Below are 16,079 nucleotides of genomic sequence, written 5' to 3'. Positions count from 1 at the left end.
GTCGGCAGCGCTGTCCGTCACCCGTATGCCGCATCCGCGGCGCCGGTCAGCTATCGCCGAGTCCCCGTCAGGCGCGAGCCTGGGGAGCCGGGGACCCACGCAGTCCCTGGGGTGAATCGGATGCCTGCGCGCCTCTTGTGGGGCTCGCGGATCCGTAGGAGACCTTCCTGCTCCGAACCCGTCAGCTAACCCGGTAGGCGAGAAGGAAGGAAAGGACCAGCCACTTCATGGCGTTCACCCGCCCCACCGGGAAGCACCGTGCCCCGAACCGTCTGACGCGCAAGAGCGCGCAGATGGCCGGCATCGCAGCTCTGGCCACCACCGGCGTCATCGGTGGGCTGGCCTCTCCGGCGCTCGCCGCCGGCACCGAAGCCCCCTCCGTCAGCGAGACCGGCCTGAACCAGATCATCGCCATCGAGGGCACCCTCGCCGACCAGGTGGCCACCCAGGCAGACGTGCAGAAGCGCCAGGCCGAGGCCGCCGCCAAGGTGAAGGCGGCCGCGAAGGCCAAGGCCGCGGCCGAGGCGAAGGCCGAAGCACGCGCCAAGGCGGCAGCCAAGGCCAAGGCCGAAGCGCGCGCCAAGGCGGCCCGCGAGGCGAAGGCGCGCGCCGCCCGTTCCGCCGAGCGCACCCGCCTCGGTGCCTTCCAGCTCCCGGTTGCCGGTTCGTACGTCACCACCGGCTACAAGTCCAGCGGCTCCCTCTGGTCCTCCGGCCGCCACTCGGGCATCGACTTCCACGCCGCCTCCGGCAGCTCTGTCGTCGCCGTCGGCGCCGGCACGGTCGTCGAGGCCGGCTGGGGCGGCGCGTACGGCAACAACATCGTGCTCCGGATGACGGACGGCACCTACACCCAGTACGGCCACCTCTCGTCGATCGGCGTGTCGGTCGGCCAGAGCGTCGGCGCGGGCCAGCGGATCGGTTTCTCCGGCTCGACCGGCAACTCCACCGGACCGCACCTCCACTTCGAGGCCCGGACCGCACCGTCGTACGGCTCCGACATGGACCCCGTCGCGTACCTGCGCGCCCACGGCGTCACCGTCTGACCGACGCAGCACCTCCGAAGGCCCCGGCTTCCCGCCGGGGCCTTCGGCGTACCCGGACCGTCCCCCGCCGGAGGCGCTTGCCGAACCGTCCTCGGACCAAAAGATATTCATGGATTTCGGCCCGGCGTCGGAAATGCAGCCGCATTGCAATAGAGTCACGGAACAGGCGTCGATCGGCCGCGTTCCGCGGGGATTAAGGCGGAGGTTCGGACATGCGCATTCCGGCGCATTCGGTATGCACGGCAATCCGTGACGACATCGTCTCCGGTGTCTTCGAACGTGGCAGCAGACTCACCGAGGAACTGCTCGCACGCCGTTACGGGGTGTCCCGCGTCCCGGTACGGGAAGCGCTGCGCACCCTGGAGTCCGAGGGTTTCGTGGTCACCCGTCGGCACGCCGGCGCCTGTGTCGCCGAGCCCACCGAGCAGGAGGCCGCCGACCTGCTGGAGGTCCGGATGCTGCTGGAGCCACTGGGTGCGGCGCGCGCCGCGCAGCGTCGCACCGAGGCACACCTCAAAGTCCTCCGCGGCCTGGTCAGGCTCGGTCAGGAGCGGGCCAGGCGGGGCGAGGGCGAGGATCTGCGCTCACTGGGGGGCTGGTTCCACGAGACGCTCGCCCAGGCCTCCGGCAGCCCAGGGCTCATCGCACTGCTCACCCAGCTGCGGCACAAGATCGCCTGGATGTACGCGGTCGAGCAGCCGGCCCGCCCCACCGATTCCTGGGCCGAGCACGGGGCCATCGTGGACGCGGTCGCGCGCGGTGACGCGGAACGGGCCAGGGCGCTGGCCGCGCAGCACGCCGAGCGCGCCACCGCCGTGCACCGGCTGCGGCGCGCGGACCGCGTCCCGGGCCGTGCGCCCGCCCCGCCGCGGCCCGGCCGGGTGAGAACTTCGCAACATGCCGTAAACACCGCGAGCGGCCGGCATTAACACATGCGCCGTATACAAAGAGATGTAATTCGGTGGGGCTTTGTTTCGGCTGCCCGAATTCACTCCGGAAACCTCGGGAACCGACTTGGGAGTGGGCTCGGTGATCGGCGCGGCTCGCGGCTCGCGAAAACGAAAGAGCCGCGGCCCCGGTCAAAGGTGCCGCGGCTCTGCCGCAGAAATACGTCCGGCTGGGACGGGTCGGGAGGTCTGGAATCAGACGGTCTCCGGGAGCTCGTCGAGCCCCTCCGCGACCAGCCGCGCGAGCCGGTCGAGCGCGGCCTCGGAGTCGTCCGCCTCGGACGAGAGCACGATCTCCTCGCCGCCCTGCGCGCCGAGGCCGAGCACCGCGAGCATGGAAGCGGCGTTCACCGGGCTGCCGTCGGCCTTGGAGACCGTCACGGGGACGCCCGACGCCGTGGCGGCACGGACGAAGATGGAAGCGGGGCGGGCGTGCAGGCCCTCGGTCCAACCGACATTGACGCGGCGCTCAGCCATGGTTCTGCCCTTCACGAATCAATGGTTGTCTAGACCAGTCTCTCATGTGGTGCGCGGTGTTCCGCCCGACCCGCGACCCGGTGCCGCAGCCCGTGCCGCAAGGCCGATCGGCCCTCTCAGACTGCCCCGGCCCCGAGCCGTACGCGACCGCTGACCGAGCCGTAGGCTTTGCCCATGCAGCCCACGCCGGAGCAGAGTCCGCATCACGCGTACCCCGACCACTGGGAAGCGGATGTCGTGCTCCGCGACGGTGGCACGGCCCGGATCAGGCCCATCACCACGGACGACGCCGAGCGACTGGTCAGCTTCTACGAGCAGGTTTCTGACGAGTCGAAGTACTACCGGTTCTTCGCCCCTTATCCACGGCTCTCCGCCAAGGACGTGCACCGCTTCACCCATCACGACTACGTCGACCGGGTGGGTCTCGCCGTCACGGTCGGCGGCGAGTTCATCGCCACCGTCCGCTACGACCGGATCGACGCCACCGGCCGGCCCGCCTCCGCCCCCGCCGACGAGGCCGAGGTCGCCTTCCTCGTCCAGGACGCCCACCAGGGCCGCGGCGTGGCGTCGACGCTGCTGGAACACATTGCCGCGGTGGCCCGCGAGCGCGGCATCCGGCGCTTCGCCGCCGAGGTACTGCCCGCCAACAACAAGATGATCAAGGTGTTCCGGGACGCGGGCTACACCCAGCAGCGCAGCTTCGAGGACGGCGCCGTCCACCTCACCCTGGACCTCGAACCGACTGCCGAGTCCCTCGCCGTCCAGCGCGCCCGTGAGCAGCGGGCGGAGGCGCGGTCGGTACAGCGGCTGATCGCGCCGGGTTCGGTCGCCGTCATCGGCACCGGCCGCAACCCCGGTGGGGTGGGCCGCACGGTTCTGCGCAACCTCCTCGCTGCCGGATTCACCGGCCGTACGTACGCGGTGAACAGCGCGTTCGCCGCGGACCAGGCCACGATCGACGGTGTTCCCGCCCACCGCTCCCTCGGCGAGATCAGCGAACCGGTCGACCTCGCGGTCGTCGCCGTGCCCGCCGACCGGGTCCCGGAGGCCGTCACAGACTGCGGCGAGCACGGCGTCCAGGGCCTGGTCGTCCTCTCCGCCGGATACGCCGAGTGGGGGGCCGAAGGCAGGGAACGGCAGCGCGAGCTGGTCCGCCAGGCCCGCTCGTACGGCATGCGCATCATCGGTCCGAACGCCTTCGGCGTCATCAACAACTCCGACGCCGTACGGCTGAACGCCTCACTCGCCCCCGAATCGCCCGCGCCCGGACGCATCGGCCTGTTCACGCAGTCCGGCGCCATCGGCATCGCGCTGCTCTCCGGGCTCTACCGGCGCGGCGCGGGCCTGTCGACGTTCATCTCCGCGGGCAACCGCGCCGACATCTCGGGCAACGACTTCCTGCAGTACTGGTACGAGGACCCGGACACCGACGTCGCCCTGCTGTACCTCGAATCGCTCGGCAACCCACGCAAGTTCACCCGCCTCGCCCGACGCACCGCGGCGGTGAAGCCCGTGGTCGTGGTTAAGGGGGCCCGGCACAGCGGCAGCACCCCACCGGGCCATGCGGTACCGGTCAGCCGGATCCCGGACGCGACGGTCTCCGCGCTCATGCGGCAGGCGGGTGTGATCCGGGTCGACACGGTGACGGAGATGGTCGACGCGGGCCTGCTCCTCGCCGACCAGCCCCTCCCGGCGGGCCCGAGGATCGCCATTCTCGGCAACTCCGAGTCCCTCGGTCTCCTCACGTACGACGCCTGCCTCGCCGAGGGGCTGCGCCCGCGCCCGCCCCGCGACCTCACCACCGCGGCCACCCCGCAGGACTTCCGGGACGCGCTGGCCGAGGCCCTCACCGACAGCAACTGCGACGCGGTGGTCGTGACGGCGATCCCCTGGGTGGGGGAGAACGGTGAAGCGGAATCGGGTGACGGTGAGGTCCTGGCGGCCGCCCTGCGCACCGCCGCGGCCACCGGCCCGGCCAAGCCGGTGGCCGTGGTCCATGTGGAGATCGGCGGCCTGGCCGAGGCACTCGCCGCCGCCACGAGCACGGCCGCGGTGACACCGGCGGCCCGTCCGTCCGCGCCGGACGCCCCGGACGCTTCGGCTGCGCCGGCCGACCGGGCCGTCCCGCCCATCGCCCAGGCCGCGCCGCCGTCCGCCCCGACCGGGCCGGCCACGCCGACCGCCCCCCGCGACCACCTCGCGCAGCAGCGGTCCGCCACGGGCCCGGGCCACACCCCCGCGGAGCCCGCCCCCGTCCTCGGCCGCATCCCCGCCTACCCGGCGGCCGAGCGTGCCGTGCGGGCTCTGGCCGAGGCCGTGAAGTACGCCCAGTGGCGGCGGCAGGCCGCCGTTCCCGGGAAGGTGCCCGAGTTCCTCGACGACACCATCGACGAGGCCGGCGCCGCCGCGCGTATCGACGCGCTCCTCGGGCCCGACCCCGACCCGCGCGGCCGCTCGCTCGGTCACGACGAGGCATGCGAGTTCCTGGGCCGCTACGGCATCACCGTACGACCGACGCTCCCGGCCCCGGACCCGGACGCCGCCGTCGCCGCGGCGGCCCGGCTCGGCTACCCGGTCGCGCTCAAGACCACCGCACCCCACCTGCGGCACCGCGCCGACCTCGGCGGCGTCCGGCTGGACCTTGCCAACGAGACCGCGCTGCGCCGGGCCTACGGCGAGCTGACCGACCTGCTCGGCAAGCCCACCGAGCTCCAGCCCGTCGTCCAGTCCATGGCACCGCGCGGGGTGGACACCGTCGTTCGGGCCACGATCGACCCGGGCGCGGGTGCCGTCCTCTCCTTCGGGCTGGCCGGCGCGCCCTCCGAACTTCTCGGCGACATCGCCCACCGCCTCGTGCCGGCCACCGACCGCGACGCCGCCGAGCTGATCCGGTCCATTCGGGCGGCCCCGGTCCTCTTCGGCTGGCGCGGCTCGGCGCCGGTCGACTCCGCGGCGCTCGAAGAGCTGCTGCTGCGGGTCTCCCGGCTCGTCGACGACCACCCCGAGGTGGTCTCCGTCGCACTGGAACCGGTCGTGGTCGCCACCCAGGGCCTGACCGTGCTCGGTGCCAGCGTCCGGCTGGCGCCGCCCCCCGCCCGCACCGACCTGGGCCCTCGTCGCCTCCCCAACTACTGAAGCCACTGGCCGGCCCGCCCCTGGCCCTTTCGCGCAGCGTCCCCGGCAGCCATCCACCCCCCGTAGGATGGTGCGTATGGCGAAGACCGGTACGACGACCCAGGGGCTGCGCGCGGCGATCGAGCGCAGCGGCTACTACCCGGCCCTTGTGGCCGAGGCGGTGGAGGCCGCCGTCGGCGGCGAGCCGGTCGCGTCGTACCTGGTGCACCAGGAGACCACCTTCGACTCCAACGAGGTGCGCAGGCATGTCACGGTGCTGGTTCTGACCGACAACCGTTTCATCGTCAGCCACACCGACGAGCAGAACGCCGACACCAGCTCCCCGTCGCCGTACGCCACCACTTCCACCGAGTCGGTCAAGCTCGACCGGATCTCGTCGGTCGTGGTCAGCCGTGTGGTGGCCAACCCCGAGAAGTACGTGCCGGGGACACTGCCCCGCGAGGTCGTCCTCACCATCGGCTGGGGTGCGGTCTCCCGGATCGACCTGGAGCCCGCCGCCTGCGGCGACCCCAACTGCGAGGCGGACCACGGCTACACCGGCAGCTCCACCGCCGACGACCTGAGCCTGCGTGTCAGTGAGGCCGGCGACGGCCCCGACACGGTGCGCCAGACCCTTGCCTTCGCCCAGTCGCTCTCCGAGGCGACGGCCGCGGCTGCGACCGCGGCGACCGGCCGCTGATGGCCCATCCGGCCTGGCAGGACCCCGTCCTGCTCCCCCTCGACACGGCGCCCGTCCCGGAGTACGGCAGTGGCTCGCTCGCCGATCTGCTGCCGACGCTCGTCGCCGGACAGGGGGTGCCCGGTTTCACGGCGGCGATCCCCGAGCTCACCCCCGCCGACCGGAACTGCGTCTTCCTGATAGACGGTCTCGGCTGGGAGCAGATCAAGTCCCACCCGGACGAGGCCCCGTATCTGCACTCGCTGCTCGCCACCTCGCGCGGGGGCACCGGCCGTCCGATCACGGCAGGCTTCCCGGCCACCACGGCGACCTCGCTCGCCTCGGTCGGTACGGGGCTGCCGCCCGGCGCACACGGTCTTCCCGGCTACACCGCCCGCAATCCGGAGACCGGCGAGCTGATGAACCAGCTCCGCTGGAAGCCCTGGACCCCGCCGGAGGTCTGGCAGCCGTACCCCACCGTCTTCCGGCTCGCGGACGAGGCAGGCGTGCAGACCACGCAGGTCTCCGCGCCGACCTTCCAGCACACTCCGCTCACCAAGATCGCGCTCAGCGGTGGCACGTTCCACGGCAGGCTCACCGGCGAGGAGCGAATGGACCTGGCCGCGGACCGGCTCGCCGCCGGTGACCGGTCGCTCGTCTACACGTACTACAGCGAGATCGACGGCAAGGGGCACCGCTTCGGCGTCGACTCCGACGCCTGGCGCGGCCAGCTGATGTATGTGGACGGTCTCGTGCAGCGCCTCGCCGAACAGCTGCCGCCGCGTTCCGCCCTGTACATCACCGCGGACCACGGCATGATCGACATTCCGTTCGACGAGCAGTCCCGGATCGACTTCGACGAGGACTGGGAGCTGCGCGCGGGCGTCGCCCTGCTCGGTGGCGAGGGCCGGGCCCGTCATGTGTACGCCGTCCCGGGCGCCGAGGCCGATGTGCTGACCGTCTGGCAGGAAGTGCTCGGTGAACAGTTCTGGGTGGCGAGCCGGGACGAGGCGATCGCGGCCGGCTGGTTCGGCCCGCAGGTCGACGAGCGGGTGTACGGCCGGATCGGCGATGTGGTCGCGGCCGCCCACGACGACGTCGTGGTCACCGCCTCCGTCAAGGAGCCGCACGAGTCCGCGATGGTCGGCATGCACGGCTCGATGACCCCCGTCGAACAGCTCGTCCCGCTCCTCGAAGTGCGTTCCTGACCCGCTCCTCCTGCTCGCCCCACTCCCATTCGAATCGAAAGGTGCTCAACCCCTCATGCCCGAGCTTGTGTTCTTCTCCGGAACGATGGACTGCGGAAAGAGCACGCTGGCGCTGCAGATCGGCCACAACCGGTCGGCCCGCGGTCTGCAAGGTGTGATCTTCACCCGTGACGACCGGGCGGGGGAGGGCAAGCTCTCGTCGCGGCTGGGGCTGGTCACGGAGGCCGTCGAGGCCGATGAGGACATGGATGTGTACGCACACCTCGTCGACCACGTCACCCGCGGCGGCAGGGCGGACTACGTGATCGTGGACGAGGCCCAGTTCCTCGCCCCCGTACAGATCGACCAGCTCGCGCGGGTCGTCGACGACCTCGGTCTGGACGTTTTCGCGTTCGGGATCACCACCGACTTCCGGACCAAGTTGTTCCCCGGGTCACAGCGCCTCATCGAGCTGGCCGACCGGGTCGAGACCCTTCAGGTCGAAGCGCTCTGCTGGTGCGGTGCACGGGCCACGCACAACGCCCGCACCGTGGGCGGCGAGATGGTCGTCGAAGGCGCCCAGGTCGTGGTGGGGGATGTCAACCAGCTGGCGGGCGAGGTGGGTTACGAGGTGCTGTGCAGGCGCCACCACCAGCGCAGGATGACCAGCGCGACGGCCCGCGCGGGCGCACTGTCGCCGGATGTCCTGCCGGTCACGCCGGGCTGAGCCGCCGCCTGCGGGCCGCAGGGACGCCACCCGTTGCCTGCCCCGTCGCGGTCCGCTTGACGTGTCGGAGTTTTCCGACGCATCATGGTGGGCATGGCGGTAGCAGATGTGTTCAGTGCTCTGGCCAACCCGGTGCGGCGCACGCTCCTGGAGGCTCTCCGCGACGGCCCACGCGCGGCGGGAGATCTCGCCGGCGCGTTCGAGCTGAGCAGGCCCGCGGTCTCCGAGCATCTGGCGGTGCTCAGAGGTGCGGGGCTGGTGCGTGAGGAACCGCGGGGGCGGTACCGCTACTACCACCTGGAAGCAGCCCCCCTGGCCGAAGCGGTCGAGTGGCTGCATCCCTTCGAACGTTACTGGCGGGCCCGGATGGGCGCGCTGAGCGACCTGATCGACGAGGAGAACCGATGACCGGAGCAGAGCCGTCCGTCATTCATTGCGACCAGTTCATCGCCCATCCGCCGGCGGCGGTCTGGCGGGCACTGACCGACCCCGAACTGCACGCGCGGTGGTGGGCCGCCGGTGATGTGCGGCCGGTGGTGGGGCACCGCTTCACCCTGGACATGGGCCCCTGGGGGCAGCAGGCCTGCGAGGTGCTCGCCGTCGAGCCCGAGCGCCTCCTGCGCTACAGCTTCGCCCCCGATTCGCTGGACACCACGATCACCTGGCGGCTTGATGCCGAGGGGACAGGCACCCGGCTGTTCCTGGAACACGCGGGGTTCGACCTCGACTCGCCTCTGGGTAAAGCGGCGTTCGACGGCATGGGCGAGGGGTGGCCGGGCGTCCTGCGGGGCATCGAACCGGCGCTCGGGGACCGGTAAGGGGTCCGCACGAACGGAAGAGGCCCGGACGGTGCGGTGATCGGCGGTGCGGGATCAGCTGTCCGCCGACCGTACGATCGTGAAGACCGCGCCCTCCGGGTCCGCGACCGTCGCCACTCGGCCGCTCGATCCCTCCCGCGGCGGCTGCAGCACATGCCCGCCGAGGTCCACCACCTGCGCGGCGGCTTCGTCGGTGTCGGTGACCTCGAAGTACGTCATCCAGTGCGGACCCCGGTCGCGCGGCAGCGCGCGGCCGACGCCGTGCAGCGAGGCCACCGGGCGGCCGTCCAGATGCAGCGTCTGGTAGTCGAAGTCGGCCGAGACGACCGCTTCCGGCTCGAATCCGAAGACCGCCTGGTAGAACTTGGCGACCGTCGAGGTCTCGCTGGTCACCAGCTCGTTCCAGACCGGGGTTCCGGGAGCGCCCGCGAGCGCCGTACCGATGTGCGCCGCGGCCTGCCAGATCCCGAAAACGGCCCCGCTCGGGTCGGAGACGATGGCCATCCGGCCCGCTTCGGCCGCGTCGAGCGGCCCGACGCCGACCGTCCCGCCGCAGGAGCGGATCGTCTCCGCCGTCACGTCGGCGTCGTCGGTGGCCAGGTATGTCGTCCAGGCGACCGGCAGGTGCCGGTCGGGCGGCAGCTGTCCGATGCCCGCGACCTCTTTCCCGTCGATCAACGCGCGGACGTAGGGGCCCAGCTGGTCCGGGCCGGGCACGAACTCCCAGCCGAACAGGTCGGCGTAGAACTCCTGCGTCGTACACAGACCGTGCACGATCAAGCTCACCCAGCAAGGTGTTCCGGGTGTGCGCCGGGCGGCAGCCTCGGTCATCGTCACTCTCTTCTCGGACCATCGTGGTGGCCGTACGGGGGGAACGGGGCCGACGCGCCGACCGGCGGTGCGAGAGGTGTGCGCCCCGTGCAGATGCTTGCACCACCCGGCGCGCGATGCGTCCCGGCCGCGCCGCATTTTCCGGTATGTCGAGAGAGGAAACCCGGTTTATTGCGATGTGTCCGCTTCACCGCTGTTACGGGTGGGACGCCTCCTGCGCGAGGATGGCACCCATGAAGCCCATCATCTCCGCATCCGAATGCATGAGCGAATCGGCGGGGCCACGTCCGCCGGTGCTCCTGGACGTACGTTGGCAACTCGGCGGTCCGCACGGCCTCCCCGACTACGAGGCCGGGCACATCCCGGGCGCGGTCTTCGTCGATCTGGACGCGGAACTTGCCGGACCCGCAGGCAGCGGCGGCCGTCATCCGCTGCCGGACCCGGAGGAATTCGGTGCGGCGATGCGCCGCGCGGGCGTCAGCCGGGACACTCCCGTGGTGGTCTACGACGGCGGTCAGGGCTGGGCCGCCGCGCGCGCCTGGTGGCTGCTGCGCTGGACGGGACACCGTGATGTCCGCGTGCTGGACGGCGGTCTCGCCGCGTGGCAGGGCGAGCTCTCCACCGAGACGCCCACCCCTGCCGAGGGCGACTTCAGGCCGGTGCCGGGGGCACTGCCCCTGCTGGACGCCGACGGCGCCGCGGCAACCGCCCGCTCCGGCCTGCTGCTCGACGCCCGGGCCGCGGAGCGCTACCGAGGCGATGTGGAGCCGATCGACCGGGTCGGTGGTCATATCCCGGGCGCGGTGTCGGCCCCGACCGCCGAGAACGCCGGTGTCGACGGGCGGTTCCTGCCCGCAGAGGTGCTGGCGGCCCGATTCAAGGGGCTCGGCACGGACGGCGCGCCGGAGGTCGGTGTCTATTGCGGCTCCGGCGTCTCCGGCGCGCACGAGGTGCTGGCCCTGGCCGTCGCCGGGATTCCCGCCGCACTGTACGCGGGCTCCTGGTCCGAGTGGTCCGCCGACGAGTCCCGGCCGGTCGCCAAGGGCCCCGATCCGCAGTAGTGGCGTCGGTTCCGCCCGTAACCGGAACTGCGGTAATTGGTTCCGGTCGGATGGACAGAGAGCGCGAGGGCCCGTACGCAGCGGCGTACGGGCCCTCGTCATGCCACGGTCACCCTCGTCAGTCCTGCTTCTTGCGGCGGGTACCGAAGACGATCTCGTCCCAGCTCGGCACCGCGGCCCGGCGGCCCGGACGGACGCCGTCCGCCTCGGCCTGGCGGTCCGTCGTGCCGGTCAGCCGGTCGCGGTGGCCGGCCACCGCTCGCGGCATCAGCACATCCGCGTAGGCCGAACCGGCGCCTGCGGAAGCCGCCGCAGCCGGAGGCTCGTCGGCCTCCGGCTCCTGTGCGGCAGGAGTGGCCGTCGGTGGCTCGGGCGGCGCGGGCCGCTCCGGCACCACCATGTCGCCACGGAAGCTCGGCACTGCCTCCAGCAGGCTGGTCAGCGAGTCGCGCTCACTGGCCGAGGCGCTGACGACGTGCTCGTCCGGCTCGGGCGGGGGTGGCGGAGCGGGCCGTTCCATCTGGCGGTCGAGGGCACGGTCCAGCGGCCGGTCGCGCGGCAGCCGCGCGATCCGCGGCACGAACGGGAAGCTCGGCTCCGGCGCGGCGACATCGTCCGTCTCGCCGATCAGTGAACGCGCCTCGTCGTCCACGGCCTGCACCAGCCGGCGCGGCGGGTCGTACGTCCAGCTCGCCGAATGCGGCTCGCTCGCGACCCGGTACACGAGCAGGACTTCCCAGGTCCCGTCGTCACGGCGCCACGAGTCCCACTGGACGGTTTCCTTGTCGGCGCCGCGCAGCAGGAGTCGTTCCTGCACCGCCTCGCCGAGCTGGGGGCCGGTGTTCTCGCCGGGACGGCGCACGGGAGTCTTCCGGGCCCGCTCGGCCATGAAGGCACGCTCGGCGAGCACGGGGCCCTCGAAGCGGCGGACACGGTCGACCGGAATTCCGGCGAGCTGAGCGACCTCCTCGGCGGAGGCACCGGCTCGTATCCGGGCCTGGATGTCGCGGGGGCGGAGGTGGCTCTCCACCTCGATCTCGATCTGGCCGAGCCGCGCGCGGTCGTTGCGCACGGCGGCGCGCAGCCGTTCGTCGATCGGAAGCGTGTACTCCGTGCTGTCCGCAGCCTTGAGCACCAGTCGTGTGCCGTCGTTGGAGACGGCCACGACACGCAGTTCGGGCATGGGGACCTCCCGGGTGGTGCCTGCCGACGTCACGTGCGTCGCTGCTTCCGCTAGTCGAGTGTGGCCTGCCCGGGTGCAGCCTGCCACAACATTGCCGTGTTGCCCGGCGTGTCGGGCGTGAGCCCTTGATCGCCGGTATGACACGGTGACCTGATGTGCGACGCTGAGTGACGACTTGTCACCCTGCGTAGCTGGCCTCCGTGCGATGCCGTGGCGCCGCCGGATCGAGTGCCTCCTTCGGCCCCCTCCCGAAGATCCCGGACGCCACGCGGGAGTCCGGCCCCAGGGCTCGCCACAGTACTCCATTCGGGCCATGTGGGTGGACCGGCGCGCCGCCGAAGTTCTCGTCAGGCACGGGAGTTCAGCTACCCACTTGGCCGCGATATGCCCATGATGCGTGTCCTGCTTCACAGAATCGCCTGAAGTGGAACCATTTACTTCGCCCAATTGTCCCTTCCTGTTGCATGGTGGGAGAGATGTCAATCAAGGGCTGGGAATGGTGCAGAAGCCGGAAACTGACATAGAACCCAAGGAAAGGCGTATAGATCTGAACGTGCCGCAGGTGGCGGGGAGCGCCGTGGCAGCGGTCGCGGCAGCCGTGGCGGCCTCGCAACTGGGCGTGTACGGAACGATTCTCGGAGCCGGAGTGATGAGCGTCGTCGCTACCTGCGGCGGTTCCGTCTTCCAGCACTTCTTCCGCCGTACGGGTGAGCAGATCCGTGAAGTCACGGTATATACGCGGGAGACGCGGGACACCCGTGGGGTGCGCGAGGCGTATGGACAGGGAAGCGGGCGACGGATGCCGGACGCATCCGTGGACGCCACAACGGTGCTGCGTACGGTGACGGCCGATCCGAACCGTACGCAACTGCTGGAGCCGCTCACCGGCAACGGGACCCGGTTGCTCGCGTCGTATCCGGCAGGCACGGGCGAGGAGTTCACCGCGTCCACCACCCACGGCACCCGGATCCGCGGCTGGAAGCGGCCTGTGCTCGGCGCGGTGGCGGTCTTCGCCGTGTCGATGGCCGGCATCACCTCGTACGAGCTGATCTCGGGCAACGATCTGAGTGGTGGTCAGGGAACGACCGTCGGCTCCGTCGTGCGTGGTGGGGCCGAAGGCCCGCGGCACGACGACCCGGCGCCTTCGGTCAGCGGCGACCCGGGGCAGGGGCGGACGCCGGGTCAGGAGAGCGGCGGGACGCCGGGCACGGACTCGCAGGACGGGCAGAGCCGGAGCCCGGACGCGGGAGAGGGGGACCGTCCCACGACCGAACCGGCGCCCACTCCCACACCGTCGAGCCCGGGTGACGACGAGACGGCTCCGGCCCCCACGCCCACCCCGACGCCGAGCGGCGACGGCAGCAGCGTCGCCCCGGACTCCACCGGCGCGGGCATCGCCCCGGGGCAGGAGGGCCCCGCCACGACCGGCACGGACGCCGGTGGTCGCTGACGCGGCTGCCGGCGTGGTCAGTCGCCCAGGATCCGGCGCAGGTAGTCGTTGCCGAACAGCCGGCCCGGGTCGAGCCGGTCGCGTACGGCGGTGAACTCACCGAACCGCGGATACACCCCGGCCAGGTACTCGGCATCGCGGGTGTTGACCTTCCCCCAGTGCGGGCGGCCGCCATGGGCGGTCATGATCCGCTCGACCGCGGTGAAGTACGCCTGGTAGGGCGTGCCCTTGTAGAGATGGACGGCGATGTAGGCGCTCTCCCGGCCCGAAGCCGTGGAGAGCGCGATGTCGTCCGCGGGTGCCGTGCGGACCTCCACCGGGAAGCTGATCCGCAGCGGTGAACGGTCGACCATCGCCTTGAGCTCGCGGAGCGCGTCGACGGCGGCCTCGCGCGGAAGGGCGTACTCCATCTCCACGAAGCGGACCCGGCGCGGGCTGGTGAAGACCTTGTACGGGATGTCGGTGTACGTACGGGCCGACAGGGCGCGGCTGGAGAGCCTGGCGATCGACGGGATGGCTGCGGGGACCGCCCGGCCGAGCGAACAGGCCATCTGGAAGATCCCGTTGGAGAGGAGCTCGTCGTCGATCCAGCCGCTGAACTTGCCGGGCGGAGCGGCGGGACCCGCGCTGCGGTTGTTGCGCTTGGTGTTGCAATTGCCGGTGTGCGGGAACCAGTAGAACTCGAAGTGTTCGTTCTCGGCGACCAGCTGATCGAAGTCGGTCGTGACCTGGTCGAAGGTCATCGGCTCCTCACGGGCCGTCAGCAGGAAGACCGGTTCCACGGCGAATGTGATCGCCGTGATGACACCCAGCGCGCCGAGCCCGATCCGGGCGACCGCGAAGACGTCGGCGTTCTCCTTCTCGGAGCAGGTCAGTACCGTGCCGTCCGCCGTGACCAGTTCCAGGGCGCGGATCTGGGCCGATATGGACGCCGAGTCGCGGCCGGTGCCATGGGTGCCGGTCGAGGTGGCCCCGGCGACCGTCTGCTCCATGATGTCGCCCATGTTGGTGAGCGACAGGCCCTCCCGGGCGAGCGCGGTGTTCAGCCGCTTCAGCGGGGTGCCGGCCTCGACGGTCACCGTCATAGCCTTGCGGTCGATCTCCCGGATGCCGGTGAGCAGATCGGGGCGGATCAGGAGGCCGTCGGTGGCCGCGGTCGCGGTGAACGAGTGGCCGGTGCCGACCGGCTTCACCTTCAGACCGTCCTCGGAGGCCGTTCGCAGGGCCTGCACCAGCTCGTCGACGGACGCGGGGGAGGCGGTCCGTGCCGGACGGGCGGTGACATTGCCCGCCCAGTTACGCCACGCGCTCGTCGTCGTCCGTGCGTAGGTGTCGGTCATCTTCCCCGCGCCTCCCCGTAGGAACCGGCTCGGCCAGCCGGCGATACCCCAGGAACGCCACCGCGGCCGCGAGCGCTCCCGCCACGACGGGCACCACGTACCCCGCCGCGGCCCCGGACGCGTCGACCACCCAGCCTGCGGCCGAGGAGCCGAGCGCCACACCGACAGCGAGCCCGGTACCGGTCCAGGTCATGCCCTCGGTCAGCTTGGCGCGTGGTACGTGCTGCTCGACGAGGGCCATGGTGGTCACCATCGTCGGTGCGATGGCGAGGCCCGCGACAAAGAGCGCCACGGCCAGGAACGGCAGGTTCCCGGCCAGTTGGAGGGGGATCATACTCACGGCCATCGCGCACACCCCCACCAGCCACCTGGTGGCCGGCTTCCCCTTGAGGCTCAGCAGCCCGAAAACGGCTCCGGCCAGGCACGACCCCAGCGCGTACACGGCCAGCACCAGGCTCGCCGCGGCCTTGTGACCGTGCTCCTCGGCGAAGGCCACCGTCACCACATCGACCGCCCCGAAGATCGCACCGGTCGCCACGAAGGTGGCCACGAGCACCTGAAGACCGGAGGAGCGCAGCGCCGAGCCGCTGCTGTGCTGCTCGCGGGGGTGCGGCACCGGCTCCGTGGCGCGCTGGGCGGTCAGCCAGAAGACGCCGACGAGCAGGAAACCGGCGGCCAGCAGCGGACCCGCCTCGGGGAACCAGGCGGTGGACAGGCCGATCGAGACGATCGGCCCGAAGATGAAGCACACCTCGTCGACGATCGACTCCCACGAGTACGCGGTGTGCAGCTGCTGCGGCGAACCGTGGTAGATCTCCGCCCAGCGGGCCCGGGTCATCGCACCCACGCTGGGGACGCAGCCGGCGCCCGCCGCGAAGACGAAGAGCGTCCAGTCCGGCAGCCGCTGCTGTGCGCAGATCAGAAGACCGGCCACCGCGGCTATCGCGACCAGGGTGACCGGACGCAGGACGCGCCGCTGCCCGTGCCGGTCGACGAGCCGGGACACCTGCGGGCCGAGCACCGCGGCCGACATGGCCAGCGTCGCGGAGAGCGCGCCCGCGAGCCCGTACCGGCCGGTGATCTGGGACACCATGGTCACCACGCCGATGCCCATCATGGACAGCGGCATCCGGCCGAAGAAGCCGGCCGCCGAGAACCCCTTGGTGCCGGGGGCGGCGAATATCGCACGGTAGGGACTGGGCAAGCGAGGCTCCGGTAC

15 protein-coding genes and 1 riboswitch are annotated in these 16,079 nt (G+C 71.5%); of the genes, 10 read left to right on the top strand and 5 right to left on the bottom strand.

The window, feature by feature from the left end; translation table 11 throughout:
• The first annotated feature begins 44 nt into the window (after window positions 1-44).
• Window positions 45-215, top strand: a riboswitch (cyclic di-AMP (ydaO/yuaA leader).
• Between the two features lie 12 nt (window positions 216-227).
• Window positions 228-1,046: a M23 family metallopeptidase gene (locus ACFYP5_RS25640; protein ID WP_389040228.1), complete on the top strand. Its 819-nt coding sequence runs from the start codon at window positions 228-230 to the stop codon at window positions 1,044-1,046.
• A gap of 212 nt (window positions 1,047-1,258) precedes the next feature.
• Window positions 1,259-1,975, top strand: a complete 717-nt coding sequence (locus ACFYP5_RS25635; RefSeq protein ID WP_389040226.1) for a GntR family transcriptional regulator — start codon at window positions 1,259-1,261, stop codon at window positions 1,973-1,975.
• 213 nt (window positions 1,976-2,188) lie between these two features.
• Here ACFYP5_RS25635 and ACFYP5_RS25630 read toward each other — a convergent pair whose 3' ends face one another.
• Window positions 2,189-2,470, bottom strand: coding sequence for an HPr family phosphocarrier protein (locus ACFYP5_RS25630; protein WP_030927219.1), 282 nt, complete (start codon window positions 2,468-2,470; stop codon window positions 2,189-2,191).
• 174 nt (window positions 2,471-2,644) lie between these two features.
• Between ACFYP5_RS25630 and ACFYP5_RS25625 the strand changes: the two genes are divergently transcribed.
• From ACFYP5_RS25625 to ACFYP5_RS25600, 6 genes are all read left to right on the top strand, one after another.
• The gene (locus tag ACFYP5_RS25625; RefSeq protein WP_389040224.1) at window positions 2,645-5,605 is read left to right on the top strand and encodes a GNAT family N-acetyltransferase; all 2,961 of its coding nucleotides are present in this window, start codon (window positions 2,645-2,647) and stop codon (window positions 5,603-5,605) included.
• Between the two features lie 76 nt (window positions 5,606-5,681).
• Complete coding sequence (locus ACFYP5_RS25620) at window positions 5,682-6,284, top strand: DUF5998 family protein (protein WP_356499131.1); 603 nt, start codon at window positions 5,682-5,684, stop codon at window positions 6,282-6,284.
• Window positions 6,284-7,471, top strand: a complete 1,188-nt coding sequence (locus tag ACFYP5_RS25615; RefSeq protein WP_389040221.1) for an alkaline phosphatase family protein — start codon at window positions 6,284-6,286, stop codon at window positions 7,469-7,471. Before ACFYP5_RS25620 ends, ACFYP5_RS25615 begins: the two co-directional genes overlap by 1 nt.
• A 55-nt stretch (window positions 7,472-7,526) precedes the next feature.
• Entirely contained in the window at window positions 7,527-8,177 is a 651-nt protein-coding gene (locus ACFYP5_RS25610) for a thymidine kinase (protein WP_267000932.1), read from the top strand.
• Between the two features lie 84 nt (window positions 8,178-8,261).
• Window positions 8,262-8,585 (top strand): ArsR/SmtB family transcription factor, encoded by a 324-nt coding sequence (locus tag ACFYP5_RS25605; protein ID WP_389040218.1) that lies wholly within the window; start codon window positions 8,262-8,264, stop codon window positions 8,583-8,585.
• The gene (locus tag ACFYP5_RS25600) at window positions 8,582-8,995 is read left to right on the top strand and encodes an SRPBCC domain-containing protein (protein ID WP_389040215.1); all 414 of its coding nucleotides are present in this window, start codon (window positions 8,582-8,584) and stop codon (window positions 8,993-8,995) included. The genes ACFYP5_RS25605 and ACFYP5_RS25600 overlap by 4 nt, the downstream gene beginning before the upstream one ends.
• Window positions 8,996-9,049: 54 nt before the next feature.
• Here the strand turns inward: ACFYP5_RS25600 and ACFYP5_RS25595 are convergent, their stop codons facing one another.
• A complete protein-coding gene (locus ACFYP5_RS25595) occupies window positions 9,050-9,826 on the bottom strand; it encodes a VOC family protein (RefSeq protein ID WP_389040213.1) in 777 nt (258 codons plus the stop codon).
• 233 nt (window positions 9,827-10,059) lie between these two features.
• Here ACFYP5_RS25595 and ACFYP5_RS25590 point away from each other — a divergent pair, with 233 nt between their 5' ends.
• Window positions 10,060-10,887: a sulfurtransferase gene (locus ACFYP5_RS25590; protein WP_389040211.1), complete on the top strand. Its 828-nt coding sequence runs from the start codon at window positions 10,060-10,062 to the stop codon at window positions 10,885-10,887.
• A 118-nt stretch (window positions 10,888-11,005) separates the two neighbouring features.
• On the opposite strand, the gene sepH is transcribed toward ACFYP5_RS25590, so the two are convergent.
• The gene (gene sepH / locus ACFYP5_RS25585) at window positions 11,006-12,070 is read right to left on the bottom strand and encodes a septation protein SepH (protein WP_389040208.1); all 1,065 of its coding nucleotides are present in this window, start codon (window positions 12,068-12,070) and stop codon (window positions 11,006-11,008) included.
• A gap of 496 nt (window positions 12,071-12,566) precedes the next feature.
• Here sepH and ACFYP5_RS25580 point away from each other — a divergent pair, with 496 nt between their 5' ends.
• On the top strand, window positions 12,567-13,520 hold the full coding sequence (locus ACFYP5_RS25580) for a hypothetical protein (RefSeq protein ID WP_389040206.1): 954 nt from the start codon (window positions 12,567-12,569) through the stop codon (window positions 13,518-13,520).
• Between the two features lie 17 nt (window positions 13,521-13,537).
• Here ACFYP5_RS25580 and ACFYP5_RS25575 read toward each other — a convergent pair whose 3' ends face one another.
• Both ACFYP5_RS25575 and ACFYP5_RS25570 read right to left on the bottom strand, forming a co-directional pair.
• Window positions 13,538-14,860 (bottom strand): D-arabinono-1,4-lactone oxidase, encoded by a 1,323-nt coding sequence (locus tag ACFYP5_RS25575; protein ID WP_389040204.1) that lies wholly within the window; start codon window positions 14,858-14,860, stop codon window positions 13,538-13,540.
• Window positions 14,817-16,064 carry an MFS transporter gene (locus ACFYP5_RS25570; protein ID WP_389040201.1) on the bottom strand — a complete coding sequence of 416 codons (1,248 nt, stop codon included), beginning with the start codon at window positions 16,062-16,064 and terminating at the stop codon, window positions 14,817-14,819. Before ACFYP5_RS25570 ends, ACFYP5_RS25575 begins: the two co-directional genes overlap by 44 nt.
• Window positions 16,065-16,079 lie beyond the last annotated feature (15 nt).

The sequence above is a fragment of the Streptomyces sp. NPDC005262 genome, assembly GCF_042872425.1.
Taxonomy (GTDB): Bacteria; Actinomycetota; Actinomycetes; order Streptomycetales; family Streptomycetaceae; genus Streptomyces.
Note: the sequence above shows the minus strand (reverse complement) of the source record. Positions and strands in the feature narration are given on the sequence as shown.

Coding starts and splice junctions, on each gene's coding strand:
- ACFYP5_RS25625 (WP_389040224.1), top strand. CDS start 2,645: ATGCAGCCCACGCCGGAGCAGAGTCCGCATCACGCGTACCCCGACCAC.
- ACFYP5_RS25580 (WP_389040206.1), top strand. CDS start 12,567: ATGGTGCAGAAGCCGGAAACTGACATAGAACCCAAGGAAAGGCGTATA.
- ACFYP5_RS25635 (WP_389040226.1), top strand. CDS start 1,259: ATGCGCATTCCGGCGCATTCGGTATGCACGGCAATCCGTGACGACATC.
- ACFYP5_RS25620 (WP_356499131.1), top strand. CDS start 5,682: ATGGCGAAGACCGGTACGACGACCCAGGGGCTGCGCGCGGCGATCGAG.
- ACFYP5_RS25590 (WP_389040211.1), top strand. CDS start 10,060: ATGAAGCCCATCATCTCCGCATCCGAATGCATGAGCGAATCGGCGGGG.
- ACFYP5_RS25640 (WP_389040228.1), top strand. CDS start 228: ATGGCGTTCACCCGCCCCACCGGGAAGCACCGTGCCCCGAACCGTCTG.
- ACFYP5_RS25575 (WP_389040204.1), bottom strand. CDS start 14,860: ATGACCGACACCTACGCACGGACGACGACGAGCGCGTGGCGTAACTGG.
- ACFYP5_RS25610 (WP_267000932.1), top strand. CDS start 7,527: ATGCCCGAGCTTGTGTTCTTCTCCGGAACGATGGACTGCGGAAAGAGC.
- ACFYP5_RS25605 (WP_389040218.1), top strand. CDS start 8,262: ATGGTGGGCATGGCGGTAGCAGATGTGTTCAGTGCTCTGGCCAACCCG.
- ACFYP5_RS25600 (WP_389040215.1), top strand. CDS start 8,582: ATGACCGGAGCAGAGCCGTCCGTCATTCATTGCGACCAGTTCATCGCC.
- ACFYP5_RS25595 (WP_389040213.1), bottom strand. CDS start 9,826: ATGACCGAGGCTGCCGCCCGGCGCACACCCGGAACACCTTGCTGGGTG.
- ACFYP5_RS25615 (WP_389040221.1), top strand. CDS start 6,284: ATGGCCCATCCGGCCTGGCAGGACCCCGTCCTGCTCCCCCTCGACACG.
- ACFYP5_RS25630 (WP_030927219.1), bottom strand. CDS start 2,470: ATGGCTGAGCGCCGCGTCAATGTCGGTTGGACCGAGGGCCTGCACGCC.
- sepH (WP_389040208.1), bottom strand. CDS start 12,070: ATGCCCGAACTGCGTGTCGTGGCCGTCTCCAACGACGGCACACGACTG.